The sequence below is a fragment of the Mycolicibacterium lacusdiani genome, assembly GCF_021916785.1.
In the GTDB taxonomy this organism is placed as follows: Bacteria; Actinomycetota; Actinomycetes; order Mycobacteriales; family Mycobacteriaceae; genus Mycobacterium; species Mycobacterium lacusdiani.
On sequence record NZ_JAKCFC010000007.1, the window covers coordinates 80,178 to 92,793 of the forward strand.

Consider the following 12,616-nt stretch of genomic DNA (forward strand, 5'->3'; position numbering starts at 1 on the left):
GGCTTGCTTGACAAAGAGTGGCAACATGCCCAACGATGGCCTCGATCTGGGGGTTCGCGTCCTGAAGAACAGAGTTCAGCCGGTGATCTTGGCCGCGGGCATCGCCGTCGTCGTGTTTGCCACCTGGCTCGGCGCAGGATGGGGTGGACCGGACGTCACGGCGGCCGTCAGCGCGCTGGGCTCGCTCGGGTTCTCCGCACTCGCCTTCGGGTGTGCGCTCACCGCGGCGCTCCGCACGCCGCAGTTGCGCGGTCGCGCGTGGATGGCCGTCGCGGTCGGACTGTTCGGCTGGGTCATCGGCGATGCCATCTGGGCCTGCTACGGGCTCGTCGTGCACGCCGAACCACCGTCGCCGTCGATAGCCGACGTCGCCTACCTGGCCCTGCCGGTCGGCACCATCGTCGCGTTCATCATCACTGCGTCCGCGCGGCGACTGGTCGGCTTGCGACCGCTCATCGACGGCCTCATCATCACGTCGTCGCTGTTTTTGGTCTCCTGGGTCCTGGTGCTGCGACAGATCTTCGCCGCCCATCAGAAGAATGGCGCGGAGCTGGCGACGTCACTCACCTACGCCGTCGCCGACGTGTTCATGGTGGCGATCTCGGTACTGGTACTGACCTCCGCCCCACCGAGCCATCGGCGGGTCCTCGCCCTGGTGACCGCCGGCCTGTCGACGCTGGCGATCACGGACTCGCTGCTGGTGTACCTCAATGCCAGGGGCATCCGCAGCAGCGACCTGCTCGTCGTCGGGTGGGCCGTGGGACTGGTGCTGCTGAGTTCGGGCGCCCTGCTCGCCATCCGCAACCTAGACCACGAAGCGCCCGGCAAGCCGCACTCGTCGCGACTGTGGCAGTGGCTGCCCTACGTTCCGATGGCCATCGCCGCCGCCGTCGGGCTGATCGATCTGTCGTCGACGTCCGCGGCGATACCGGTGCTGGTCTCGGGTGGGATCCTGGTGGGTTCCGCACTGGTCCGGCAGCTGATCATGCTGCTGGACAACAGAACCCTGCTGGAGGCCGTCGCGGATCAGGCGCTGCGCGATCCCCTGACCGGCCTGGCGAACCGCCTGCTGTTCTCTGATCGCCTGAACCACGCGATGGAGATGCGCGACCGCGACGGCCGCCAAGTGGCCGTGCTCTCGCTCGATCTCGACGAGTTCAAGCTCGTCAACGACAACCTCGGGCATCCGGCCGGTGACGCGCTGCTGCGCGCCGTCGCCGAACGACTCGTCACCGTCGTGCCCACCGGCGACACGGTCGCACGCCTCGGCGGCGACGAGTTCGCCATCCTCATCGAGGATGGGCCGCAGCCCGCCGAGACAACGGCGCAACGCGTTGTCGAGGTTTTCGACAAGGCGTTCTTCCTCGAGGGTGAGGAGGTGTTCATGCACCCGAGCGTCGGACTGGCCGTGACACCCGGCCTCGAAGACGACGAGGTGAACGCCGACGAACTGATCCGCCGGGCCGACATCGCGATGTACGCCGCCAAGCGCGCCGGCGTCGGAGGCGTGCAGACCTTCACCGCCGACCTGCGCCACGTGGACCGCACCGAGACGCAGAGTCCGTCATGGCATGCGGGCAAGCGCCGGCGCTCCCCCGTGGCGGGGATCCAACTGCTGGGACAACTCCGGCGGGCCATCGACGACTTCGAACTGGACCTCGTCTACCAACCGAAGATCAGCCTCAGCACGGGCAACACCGTCGGGGTCGAGGCGCTGGTGCGGTGGCCGCACCCCGAGTTCGGCGTGCTGACCCCCAATCAGTTCCTGCCGCTGGTGCGCCAAAACGGTTTGATGGGTGCGGTCACCGACCTGGTGCTGTATCGAGCGACGCACGACGCGGTGACGTGGTACGACTCCGCCGAGTGCGAGATACCGGTCGCCATCAACCTGTTCGCGCCGACGCTCAACGACCTGGCCCTGCCCGACCGCATCGCCGCCGCGCTCGACCGCACGGGCCTCCCCCCGTCGGCGCTGTCGGTCGAGATCACCGAGCACCTGCTCCTTGCCAACATCCGGCGGGCCGGCGGGGTCATTCAACGGCTGCGAGCCAACGGGATTCGCATCGCCATCGACGACTTCGGCAGCGGATACGCCACCATGAGCTACCTGCGTGATCTACCGATCGACGAGCTGAAGCTGGACCGCCAGTTCATCGCACCCGTGCTGCGCAGCGAGCGGGCCGCGGCGATCGTCCAGTCGGTGATCGACCTCGCCCACGCGCTTGGCATCGCCTGCGTCGCCGAGGGCGTCGAGAACGAGGCCACCGCCAGCTGGCTGCGCGAGGCAGGTTGCGACGTCGCCCAGGGCCACTACTTCGCCCGGCCCATGGCGGCCGAGGCGCTACGAGAACAGTGTCAGCTCGGCTGCAGCAACTCCGCCATCTTCCCCATCACCAACTGAAGGGCCGAGAACGGCCTAATCATCACCTTGAACGACGTGATCAGCTCATCGTCGTTCCACGCGATCATGTCGATGCCGTTGACGTACTTGCCGTCGATCGTCGCGGCGAACTCCAGGACGGCAGACCGCTCCGCGAACCACTGGCCCTCGTAGCGAAAGTCCGTTCCGCCGAACACCTTCGCCGCCGCCGTCAGGTACATCGCCGTCTTCTCCCGTCCCTCCTGCGGCGAGAACAGCGCAGGCGAGTGGAACACGACGTCGTCGGCGAGTAGGGCGTCGAGCACGGCGGGGTCGTGCCCGCCGGAGATGAAGGCGTGCCAGCGTTCGATCGCGGGAGGTGTCATGCCTCCATCTTCGCAAGCGGCGCCTTCCGCGTGCGACGAACCACGATGAGCACCATCGCGGCCATCGCGACGGTCGATGTCTGCGGAACGACGGTGTATCCGAGATCCCTGAGGATGCCCAGCTCTACCTGGCTGAGGACCCTGATACCGAGACCGGTGTCGGTCTTGGCGTTCATCATCTTCTGATTCGCCCCGGTGAAGGTCGCGTCGTCGAGGTGCGAGCCCGAGCTGCCGCTCTCCCACGGATTCGGGGTGAACAGCGGCACGAGTCCGCCGTAGGCGGCGACGGCGTGGGCTCCCCCGAAGAAGAGGCCACCCTTGGCGCCGGTCAGGTTGCCGTCGTAGGCGGTGTTCCAGCGGTACCCCGACCCGATCGGCTTAGCGCCCGTCTGCGTGACGATGAAGCCGTCCATGGACGTCCACGACCGCCCGGTGTTCTTGCCCCGCTCATCGATGTAGGACAGGAATCCGAACGAGTGCAGCAGCTCGTGCATCGCGGTGGACGCGAAGTCGTACTCGTCGGCTCCGACGGTGTCGCCAAGCCCCCACCCATACGCGAAGTTCCACTCGATCTCGCCGTCGGCTGCGGATCCGTTCGCGTCGACACCGGTGATGAGCTTGTTCTGCACCACGGTCCGGAGGAAGCCGGCCGCCTCGCTCACGAGGTCGCTGCCCGCGGCTGCGAGCTTGCCCGACGTCGACGAGTTCTCCGCGGTGACGTCATAGGTGATGACAACCGGTGCGGTGACCAGGAATTGGGTCGCCATCCCGTCGGCGACTGAGCGCAGGGCGTCGCGGGCCTCGGTGGACCAGTACTGTGCGCCGGTCGTGTAGTTGAACGAGAACGTGATGGCGCCCTGGTTCACCAGCATGCCCGCCGAGGTGCCCACTCCCCGGAAGGGATTGAGCAGATTGACGTCGGTCCCCATGTCGTCGGCGGTGATCACGAAGGTGTCGACGCCGTTGAAGTCCGCGCCGGGCGTATAGACATAGGTGCCGTCCGGGTTGACGAGCACGCTGCCTCGGGTCGGCGCCTTGGAGAGCCGGTAGACCAGCCTGTCGCCTTCGGGGTCCACCGCGTCGACGCGGCCCGCGATCGGCCCGCCGGACGAACTCACCAGGACCGGCGCCACCGTCGGCGCCTGGTTGAGGAACGTGCGCCGCGCCGTCCACAGCGCGCCTTCCAGGTGCACCTTGAAGACGGGATGCAGCGGTAGGGCGTCGATCAAGGACCGGACCGACGAGGTGAACGCGTTGAGCTGAGCGGTGATGGTCTGCTGCCGCGCGTCGTGCGAGCTGACCGCCTGCAGCGCCCAGGGCGGCGTGGGGGCTGCGACGGCCTGGGCGATCTCCGGTGCCGCGGCGGTCGTGACGATCGGCTCGCTGAGGGTGGGGGTGCTCACGGGGGCGGCCGCTGCCGTGCGAGCGGGCGTGGGGTCGGGGTCGGGCGCCGGCTGGGGCTGGGGCTCGGGCGCTACGGGTGGCGCATCGTTAGCGGGCTTCGAGACCTTGTCCGGCTGTGGGTCGGCGGTGGGCTCCGACTCTTTGGTGGGCTCGGCTTCTTCGTCTTCTGCCTCTGGGGCCTCTTCGTCGTCCTTGGCGGGCGCATCGTCGGCGGAAGAAGGAACGTCCTTGTCGTCGTCCTTGGCGTCCGTAGCGCTGTCGTTCTGCGACGGGCCGTCGTCCTTCGACGTCGGCTTGTCGTCCTTGGAGGACGTGGAATCCGACGAGGCGGAGGACGACTGGTTGGAGTCGTCAGCAGCCGCGATGCCCACGGCCCCCGTCGCCGACCAGCCAAGCAGCGCCGCGCTGATACCGGCCGACGCGGCTCCGACCTTGAGCCAGCGCACGACCGCGAAACCGCCCGCCCGACGAGGATTCGACCGTGTGTTCGAACGATGCGCTGCCATTTTGTCTCCTTCGTCAATATCTGACGGTGACGGTATCCGGCAGCTCGGCGCAACGCAGCAGTTTGCGGTCGGCGAGTCTGTGATCGCGCTTCGTTTGGCGATTGGCCGGGCTGGGCAAGCACCGGTCGGGTCGATCGACCCGCAGTCGACTGGGAAGGTCGTAGACCGTTGAGCATTGTTGACGACGTACTGGCAGATCTGTCCGAGGCGTACCCGCGCATGGGCCGGGACGACTTCGACAAGATCGTCACGCTGGCCGGCGCGGGCCCGAGCGAGGGCAGTGGGCTCAGCGTCGCCGTGGCGCTGGAGCCGATCGTGCCCGCGATCGGCGACCGCCTGAAGAACTCGAGTGCCAAGGACACGACGGAGTACCTGCGCCTACTGCGGGGAGCAGCCAACCACGTCGTATCGCTCTGGGAGGATCCGGCCGCCGACGCTCCCGCGTTCGGCGAGGTCGAGCGGTTCGTGAAGACCATCGAGAGCTGAGTGCCAGCTCGTGAGTGCGCCCGAAGGGATTCGAACCCCTAACCTTCTGATCCGTAGTCAGATGCTCTATCCGTTGAGCTACGGGCGCTTGCATATTCAGTTGTCACGCTGGCGCGGGCCAGTGTGGCGGAGGCGAGAGGATTTGAACCTCCGGTCCGCTTTAAGGCGGACAACTCATTAGCAGTGAGTCCCATTCGGCCGCTCTGGCACGCCTCCCGAACGATCCGAGGGGCAAGCGTACACAGGCCAGCCAGACGAAGGCAAAGCCGGTAGAGCGAAGCCGATATCGGCGTTCCCTAGACTGACCGGGTGACCGCCCGCCTGCGCCCCTTGCTGGCCGATCTGCCCGCCTATACGCCTGGCCGAACGGTGCCGGGTGCCATCAAGATCGCCAGCAACGAGACCACCGACGGTCCGCTGCCCAGCGTGCGGGCAGCCGTCGCCGCCGCGATGGACACCATCAACCGCTACCCGGACAACGGCTACCTCGAACTACGCGACGTCCTCGCCAAGACGCTCGACGGCGGATCGTTCGCCCCCGAGCACATAGCCGTTGGCTGCGGATCGGTCAGCCTGTGCCAGCAGCTCATCCAGATCACGTCCTCGGTGGGCGACGAGGTGCTGTTCGGCTGGCGCAGCTTCGAGATCTATCCCCTGCAGGTGCGGACCGCGGGCGCAACCCCGGTTCAGGTGCCGCTGCGCGACCACACCTTCGACCTCGACGCCATGCTCGCCGCGGTCACCGATCGCACCCGGCTCATCTTCGTCTGCAACCCAAACAACCCCACCAGCACGGTCGTCGACCCCGCGGCGCTGGCCCGGTTCGTCGCCGCGGTGCCCAGCGACATCCTGATCGCCATCGACGAGGCCTACGTCGAGTACATCCGCGACGACATGCTGCCCGACAGCTTCGGCCTGGCCCGCGAGCACTCAAACGTCGTCGTGCTCCGCACGTTCTCGAAGGCCTACGGCTTGGCAGGCCTGCGCGTCGGCTACGCCGTCGGCGATCCGGACGTCATCACCGCGCTCGGCAAGGTCTACGTGCCGTTCACGGCGACCAGCGTGTCCCAGGCCGCGGCCATCGCGTCGCTGGAGGCCGCCGACGAACTGCTGGCCCGCACCGACGTCGTGGTGGCCGAGCGGACCCGCGTGACGACGACGCTGCGCGAGGCCGGCTTCGAGGTGCCGCCTTCCCAGGCCAACTTCGTCTGGTTGCCGCTGGCCGAGCGGACCGACGACTTCGTCAACAGCGCCGCCGACAACCGTCTGCTGGTCCGGCCCTACGGTCAGGACGGCGTGCGGGTGACGGTCGCCGCCAAGCACGAGAACGACGCGTTCCTTGAGTTCGCCACCCACTGGATAGGACGAGAATGAGCCCCGCGCAGAAGACCTTCGCCGACTTCGTCGGGCGCACCGACGAGATCTCCGATACCGACCTCGACGCGTTCTGGGACACCCTGGAGCCGACGACCATCGACTTCATGATCGGCGAGTGGCAGGGCGGCGAGTTCCAGACCGGGCACCGCGCCAACGGCTTCATGAAGCGGCTCAACTGGTTCGGCAAGACGTTCGTCTCCGCGGCCGAGGCCAAGCCGCTGGTGTGCCTCGACGCCGAGGGCAACAAGTTCTCCAACACCGAGGCGATGAACGGCGAGGCGAGCCTGTGGCTCGAGGAGTTCCGCGGCGAGGTGACGGCGTCGATGGTCTACGACGGCAAGCCCGTCCACGACCACTTCAAGAAGGTCGACGACGACACCGTGCTGGGCATCATGAACGGCAAGGGAGCCATCGACACGTCATCGGGCGCCCCGCGCTACCTGTACTTCTACCTGCGTCGCGTCTAGCGCCTATCGTGGTCCAGATGAGGACCCGAGTTCAGGTTGCGGCGGCGGCACTGCTCGTCGCCGGCGCAGTCGGCGGCTGTAGCCAGACCGTGCCGGGCACCGTCGCGATGACGACCGAACCGGGAGCCCCGATCGGCGGATCGTCGCCCTCGACGTCACCCCGCACCACGACGCCCGGCACGCCGGGCGCACCGGGTGTGGCTCAGACCATCACGTGCGGCGAGTTCATGGACATGACGCCCGAGGATCAGGCCGCCGTCATCGGCGAGATCTTCGGCAACTACGGCGACATGGTCGGCACCGACGAGATGGACACCATGCGGATGGCCGCAGATGCGATGTGCCAGTTCCTGCCGAAGGACATCGCGCTCAACGACATCCTGCTGGGCGGCTCGCCTCCCTAACCGGTTAGCCTCCCAGCCATGGCCGACACCTACGAATCCCTGACCGTCGACGTCGACGAGTACGTCGCCCGGGTCACCCTGACCGGCCCCGGCAAGGGCAACGCGATGGGCCCGGAGTTCTGGGCCGAACTGCCAACGGCGTTCGCCGCGCTGGACGCCGACCCGGACGTGCGCGCGATCGTGCTGACCGGGTCGGGCCGCAACTTCAGCTACGGGCTGGACCTGACGTCGATGGGCGGCACGCTCGCGCCGGTGCTCGCCGAGGGCGCGCTGGCCCGGCCTCGCGCCGAGTTCCACCGCGACCTGAAGAAGATGCAGGGCGCGATCACCGCTGTCGCGGACTGTCGTACGCCGGTCGTCGCCTCGGTGCACGGGTGGTGCATCGGCGGTGGCGTCGACCTCATCTCGGCGGTCGACATCCGCTACGCCAGCGCCGATGCCAAGTTCTCCGTGCGGGAGATCAAGCTGGCCATGGTCGCCGACGTCGGCTCGCTGGCCCGCCTGCCGCTGATTCTCAACGACGGCCACCTGCGCGAGCTGGCCCTCACTGGCAAGGACATCGACGCCGCACGGGCGGAGAAGATCGGCCTCGTCAACGACGTCTTCCCCGACGCCGAGGCGTCGCTGGCCGCCGCGCACCAGACCGCCCGCCAGATCGCGGCCAACCCGCCCCTGGTGGTGCAGGGCGTCAAGGACGTCCTCGACGAGCAGCGCACCGCGCAGGTCGCCGCCAGCCTGCGCTACGTCGCTGCGTGGAACTCGGCCTTCCTGCCGAGCAAGGACCTCACCGAGGGCATCACGGCGATGTTCGCCAAGCGTCCACCCGAGTTCACGGGCGAGTAGCCGAAACGCACGCATCGTGCTGTGCACACGCTTAGCATCACGGCGTGCAGGTACAGCCCGCCGCGTTCCTTCGAACCACGCTGCCCATCGACCTCGACGCCCTGGCGCGGGTCGACGACGGCAGGTACCACTCGGTCTGGCTGCCCGACCACATGGTCAGCTTCTGGCCCGACACGATCTGGACGCCTGAGTTCACCGACCTCGCCGAGGCGTCGCCGTCCCCGCACCGCCACCTCGACGGCATGGCCGTCGCAGCCGCAGCGGCGGTCCTGACCCAGCGGGTCCCGCTCGCCACGAGTGTGGTCGACACCGTCCGGCGCCACCCCGTGATGCTGGCGCAATCCGCGCTGACGATCGACCACCTCGCCAAGGGCCGGTTCATCCTGGGCCTCGGCAGCGGCGAGACCGAGAACGTCGTGCCCTACGGTTTCGACTTCGCCGCGCCCGTCAGCCGTTTCGAAGAGGCACTTCGGGTGATCCGCCTGCTCTGGGAAGGCCAAGGGCCGGTCGACTTCTCGGGCCGGTTCTACCAACTCGAGCACGCCCGCCTCGACACCGAACCGTACGACGGACACTTTCCCGAGATATGGATCGGGGCGAGCGGGCCCCGGATGCTCGAGATCACCGGCCGCTACGCCGACGGGTGGTGGCCGGCGGGCGCCTGGACGCCCGACCACTACGCCGAGATGCTGGGGGCCGTGCGTACGTCGGCCGAACGCGCGGGCCGCGACCCCATGGCGATCACGCCGTGCTTCATCCAGGTGTGTCTGATCGGCGACGACGACGAACTCGCCGAGATCGTCGCCGCTCCGCTGGTGCAGGCCTTCCTGCTGCAGGTGTCGGCGAAGACGTTGGCGGACTTCGGGTTCGAGCACCCCTGCGGCGACCAGTGGCGGGGCTTCCAGGACATCGACCCTGCCACCATGACTCGCGACCGCATCCTCGACTTCCTCGACCGGGTCGACCCGGCGGCCATCCTGGCCGTAGTGCCGCACGGATCGCCGCGTCGGGTCGCCGCCCGGATCAAGGAGTTCGTCGACGCCGGACTCCGCGTACCGAAGATCCTCGACTACGGCGCCATGGCCGGACGTCGCCATGCCGCTGCGTCGGCCGAACGCGTCCGCGCCACCGAGGATGCCCTGCTCGAACTGTGCGGGCAGTCATGAACACCGCACTCGACGCCGCGGAGCTGCTGGCCGCCGCCCAGGCCGCCACGGGTCTCGCCGACTTCGACGATCCGACTCTGCCACAGCGCTTCTCGGTGGCCATCGATCACCTCAACGCCATCCCGATGGACGACGACGGCAGGCGTCGCGCGGCCGAGACGTGCCACTGGCTGCTGACGTCGCGCCTTCGACTCTTCGGCGATCGCAGCCGACTGCCCATCGCCGACGAGGTGATCGACCGCCCGATGTTCGCCACCGGCGAGCCGCGGTCGGGAACGACGCTCGCCCACGCGCTGATGGCCGCCGACCCGGAGTCCCGTGCCCTGCGCTTCTGGGAGGTGATGTACCCGTCACCGCCACCAGGGCTCGCGGATGCCGCTGACGAGCGTCGAGCCCGGGCCGACGACGACTGGCGCGAGATCAACGCGAAGATGCCGAAGTGGTTGCACAGCCACCCCTACAACGACATGCTCGGCGACGGCCTGCCCGAGGACGAACGGACGTGGGCGTTCGACTTCCGGGTCATGACGCCGACCGCGTGGTGGCGGGTGCCCATGCCGACCGTCGTCGGCGGTCTTCCCACCGACGCCGCAGCGCAGTACCGGATCCACCGCGCGATGCTGCAGCAGTTCCAGTTCGCCACGGCGCCCAAGCGGTGGGTGTGCAAGGGCTTCCACGGTTTTCGCCTCGCCGAGTTCTTCGAGGCCTACCCCGACGCCACCCTTCTGTGGCTGCACCGCGATCCGGTACAGGTCGCCGCATCGCGGACCATGATGATGGCCGACATCCTCGACGGCATCGTCGGACCGATTGACCTGCACGTCGAGGCCCGCAGGCATCTCGAGATGACCAGGGCGGGCGTCACCAACACGATGACCAATCCCCTGGTCGACGACCCGCGGATCCTGCACGTCCGCTACACCGACTTCGTCGCCGATCCGGTCGGCACCGTCGAGCGGTTCTACGCCTTCAGCGACCGGACGCTCACCTCCGACGGCGAGGCGGCGATGCGCCACTACCTCGCCAACAACCGCGGCGACCGGCACGGCAAGTTCCGCTATTCCACCTCGCTGCTCACCGACATCGGGGAGGACCTCGCGGCACTGCACGAGGAGTTCCGGCCGTTCCGCGAGCGATTCGGCGTCCCAATCGAGAACCGTGGCTGACGTCGGACGGCTCTCGGTGCACGGCGTCGGCATGCTCGGTGCCGCACCAGCCGAGTACGACGCCTATTGGCAGACACTGGGTCTCGGCCGGGTGAGCCTGGTCGACGACCACCTCCGCGACCCCGCCCTGGTGCCGCTGATCGCCGACCGAGGGTACGTCGTCGACACCGTCTTCCACCTGTTCCGCACCGCGGAGGCACTCGACGCCGTCGTCGACGCCGCGGCGGCGATCGGCGCCCGGTGCGTGTACATGCTGACCGGCGGTCGCGACGGACTGACGTGGGAACAGGCCGCCGAGCGGTTCTGCGACGCGGTCGCGCCGTGCCGCGATCACGCCAGGAACGTGGGCGTCGCGCTGGCGATCGAGAACGCCTCCGCGCTGTACGCCGACATCCACATCGCCCACTCCCTGCGCGACACTGCGACGCTCGCCGAGATGGCCGATCTCGACGTCGTCGTCGACCTGTTCCACTGCTGGGCGGAGGCGGACCTGGCCACGCTGGTCGAGCGGGTCCTGCCGCGCACGCAGTCGATTCAGCTCAGCGACTACGTGCTGGGCGACCGATCGCTACCCGCCCGCGCCGTACCCGGTGACGGCGCGATCCCCATCGAACGATTCATTCGGCACGCCATCGAGAACGGCTACCGCCACGGGTTCGACCTGGAACTCATCGGCCCACGCATCGACCGCGAGGGACCACTGGATGCGGCACGGCGCGCCTGCGTGACCGTGGCGGCCATGCTGGCGCGGATTGGCTGAGGCGGCAATGGCATTCGGCGACGGCGAGGACGACCAGGCACTGCGCGACGCCTGGGCGTCGTTCTGCGACCGCCTCAAGGAGGCAGGCGGGCAGGCGTTCAAGGACCGCAACCCGGCGTCGGGACCGCACCGCGCCGACGCCTTCCGGTTTCTCGCCCAAAACCTGGGGCAGGCCTTCGATCTCGGGCTCGAGTCCAAGGACCCCCGGTACCCGCTGTTGCACGCGTTCAGCCACCCGACCCGCAAGCTCGGCGGCGACTGCGGCGACTTCACCTACCACCAGGCCTGGATCGACGGGCGGTCGAGCTACCGCATCACCGGCACGCGGGGCACCGCCCCGTTCTTCAACGTCACGGTCCAGGGCGCCCGGCCCGACGGACCGGGTGTCCTGCACGAGCCGTTCGGTGACGTCCCCGAGGCCAACCTGACCGGCGATCGGCTGACGACGACGGCTGACGGCGAACTCGAGTTGTTCGTCGGCGGCCCGCAGCGCGACGCGAACTGGCTCCCCACCACGACTCAGTCGCGAAAGTTGTTCATCCGAGAGGGTTTCGACGACTGGAACGAGACGCCGGCGCGGCTGTCGATCGAACGCATCGACATGGACGCCCCCAAACCGGTGCCCACTCCGGCGGCGATGGTCGACGCCATGGCGTGGGCAGGCGACTTCGTCACCGGCCTGATGCGGGACTGGCCGGAGTTCCCGTTCACCTACGGCGGCGTCGACGAACACCGGCCGAACGCGTTCCCCGCGCTCGAGTCCGCCGATGGCGACGAAAGGCGTGGCCGCGCAGCGACGAACATGCACTGGAGGCTCGGCCCTGACGAGGCACTGATCGTCGAGTTCGATGCTCACGACGGGCTGTGGATGCTGACGAACATGGGGCCGTTCTTCACCAGCATGGACTACCTCTACCGACCGGTGACCTACACGCCGAGCAGGACCGCGGTGGACGCGGACGGCAAGGTGCGGATCGTCCTCGCCCACGACGACCCCGGCGTGCACAATTGGATGGACAGCCAGCGCTTCGAACGCGGCAACCTGACCTACCGGCACATGCTGAGCGGCAATCCCGTGCCACTGCATACCCGCCTGGTCCACTCGACCGATCTCGACGCGGCCCTGCCCGCCGACACCGCGCGCGTCAGTCCCCGGGAGCGCGTCGCGCAGATGTGGCAGCGGTTTCACGGCATACGCCGGCGCTACGGGATGTAGCCGTCATTCGCGGCATCCTGCCAGGGGATCGTCGGGTGACTCCCAGAATCGTTGTGCCACTGCTTATTCCCTGATA

12 protein-coding genes and 2 tRNA genes are annotated in these 12,616 nt (G+C 68.2%); 10 read left to right on the forward strand and 4 right to left on the reverse strand.

The genetic code is table 11. The features are described 5' to 3' along the window. The first annotated feature begins 25 nt into the window (after window positions 1–25). Window positions 26–2,401, forward strand: a complete 2,376-nt coding sequence (locus LOK44_RS20380) for a putative bifunctional diguanylate cyclase/phosphodiesterase (RefSeq protein ID WP_237571918.1) — start codon at window positions 26–28, stop codon at window positions 2,399–2,401. Here the strand turns inward: LOK44_RS20380 and LOK44_RS20385 are convergent. Both LOK44_RS20385 and LOK44_RS20390 read right to left on the reverse strand, forming a co-directional pair. Next, complete coding sequence (locus LOK44_RS20385; RefSeq protein WP_237571919.1) at window positions 2,356–2,745, reverse strand: nuclear transport factor 2 family protein; 390 nt, start codon at window positions 2,743–2,745, stop codon at window positions 2,356–2,358. The genes LOK44_RS20380 and LOK44_RS20385 overlap by 46 nt on opposite strands. Further along, on the reverse strand, window positions 2,742–4,655 hold the full coding sequence (locus tag LOK44_RS20390) for an Ig-like domain-containing protein (protein WP_237571920.1): 1,914 nt from the start codon (window positions 4,653–4,655) through the stop codon (window positions 2,742–2,744). Before LOK44_RS20390 ends, LOK44_RS20385 begins: the two co-directional genes overlap by 4 nt. Window positions 4,656–4,823: 168 nt before the next feature. Between LOK44_RS20390 and LOK44_RS20395 the strand changes: the two genes are divergently transcribed. Further along, window positions 4,824–5,141, forward strand: coding sequence for a hypothetical protein (locus LOK44_RS20395; protein WP_237571921.1), 318 nt, complete (start codon window positions 4,824–4,826; stop codon window positions 5,139–5,141). A 15-nt stretch (window positions 5,142–5,156) separates the two neighbouring features. Here LOK44_RS20395 and LOK44_RS20400 read toward each other — a convergent pair. Further along, window positions 5,157–5,229, reverse strand: a tRNA-Arg gene (locus LOK44_RS20400). Window positions 5,230–5,265: 36 nt separating this feature from the next. Further along, window positions 5,266–5,357: transfer RNA gene (locus tag LOK44_RS20405), tRNA-Ser, on the reverse strand. 93 nt (window positions 5,358–5,450) lie between these two features. Between LOK44_RS20405 and LOK44_RS20410 the strand changes: the two genes are divergently transcribed. Genes LOK44_RS20410 through LOK44_RS20445 form a run of 8 tightly spaced genes read left to right on the forward strand, consistent with a single transcriptional unit; the run spans window position 5,451 to window position 12,540 of the window. Next, window positions 5,451–6,515 (forward strand): pyridoxal phosphate-dependent aminotransferase, encoded by a 1,065-nt coding sequence (locus tag LOK44_RS20410; RefSeq protein WP_237571922.1) that lies wholly within the window; start codon window positions 5,451–5,453, stop codon window positions 6,513–6,515. Continuing rightward, complete coding sequence (locus LOK44_RS20415) at window positions 6,512–6,985, forward strand: DUF4334 domain-containing protein (RefSeq protein ID WP_237571923.1); 474 nt, start codon at window positions 6,512–6,514, stop codon at window positions 6,983–6,985. The genes LOK44_RS20410 and LOK44_RS20415 overlap by 4 nt, the downstream gene beginning before the upstream one ends. Before the next feature lie 17 nt (window positions 6,986–7,002). Continuing rightward, entirely contained in the window at window positions 7,003–7,389 is a 387-nt protein-coding gene (locus tag LOK44_RS20420) for a hypothetical protein (protein ID WP_237571924.1), read from the forward strand. Window positions 7,390–7,407: 18 nt separating this feature from the next. Then, complete coding sequence (locus LOK44_RS20425; RefSeq protein ID WP_237571925.1) at window positions 7,408–8,232, forward strand: crotonase/enoyl-CoA hydratase family protein; 825 nt, start codon at window positions 7,408–7,410, stop codon at window positions 8,230–8,232. A 44-nt stretch (window positions 8,233–8,276) separates the two neighbouring features. Continuing rightward, window positions 8,277–9,398, forward strand: coding sequence for an LLM class flavin-dependent oxidoreductase (locus tag LOK44_RS20430; RefSeq protein ID WP_237571926.1), 1,122 nt, complete (start codon window positions 8,277–8,279; stop codon window positions 9,396–9,398). Next, the gene (locus LOK44_RS20435) at window positions 9,395–10,564 is read left to right on the forward strand and encodes a sulfotransferase family protein (protein ID WP_237571927.1); all 1,170 of its coding nucleotides are present in this window, start codon (window positions 9,395–9,397) and stop codon (window positions 10,562–10,564) included. The genes LOK44_RS20430 and LOK44_RS20435 overlap by 4 nt, the downstream gene beginning before the upstream one ends. Window positions 10,565–10,595: 31 nt before the next feature. After that, a complete protein-coding gene (locus LOK44_RS20440) occupies window positions 10,596–11,324 on the forward strand; it encodes a sugar phosphate isomerase/epimerase family protein (RefSeq protein ID WP_237572115.1) in 729 nt (242 codons plus the stop codon). 7 nt (window positions 11,325–11,331) lie between these two features. Further along, window positions 11,332–12,540: a DUF1214 domain-containing protein gene (locus LOK44_RS20445; RefSeq protein WP_237572116.1), complete on the forward strand. Its 1,209-nt coding sequence runs from the start codon at window positions 11,332–11,334 to the stop codon at window positions 12,538–12,540. The last annotated feature ends 76 nt before the right edge of the window (window positions 12,541–12,616 follow it).

What these genes read in the sequence shown, in the direction of transcription:
- LOK44_RS20415 (WP_237571923.1), top strand. Translation starts at nt 6,512, where the DNA reads ATGAGCCCCGCGCAGAAGACCTTCGCCGACTTCGTCGGGCGCACCGAC.
- LOK44_RS20440 (WP_237572115.1), top strand. Translation starts at nt 10,596, where the DNA reads ATGCTCGGTGCCGCACCAGCCGAGTACGACGCCTATTGGCAGACACTG.
- LOK44_RS20380 (WP_237571918.1), top strand. Translation starts at nt 26, where the DNA reads ATGCCCAACGATGGCCTCGATCTGGGGGTTCGCGTCCTGAAGAACAGA.
- LOK44_RS20425 (WP_237571925.1), top strand. Translation starts at nt 7,408, where the DNA reads ATGGCCGACACCTACGAATCCCTGACCGTCGACGTCGACGAGTACGTC.
- LOK44_RS20435 (WP_237571927.1), top strand. Translation starts at nt 9,395, where the DNA reads ATGAACACCGCACTCGACGCCGCGGAGCTGCTGGCCGCCGCCCAGGCC.
- LOK44_RS20390 (WP_237571920.1), bottom strand. Translation starts at nt 4,655, where the DNA reads ATGGCAGCGCATCGTTCGAACACACGGTCGAATCCTCGTCGGGCGGGC.
- LOK44_RS20420 (WP_237571924.1), top strand. Translation starts at nt 7,003, where the DNA reads ATGAGGACCCGAGTTCAGGTTGCGGCGGCGGCACTGCTCGTCGCCGGC.
- LOK44_RS20445 (WP_237572116.1), top strand. Translation starts at nt 11,332, where the DNA reads ATGGCATTCGGCGACGGCGAGGACGACCAGGCACTGCGCGACGCCTGG.
- LOK44_RS20385 (WP_237571919.1), bottom strand. Translation starts at nt 2,745, where the DNA reads ATGACACCTCCCGCGATCGAACGCTGGCACGCCTTCATCTCCGGCGGG.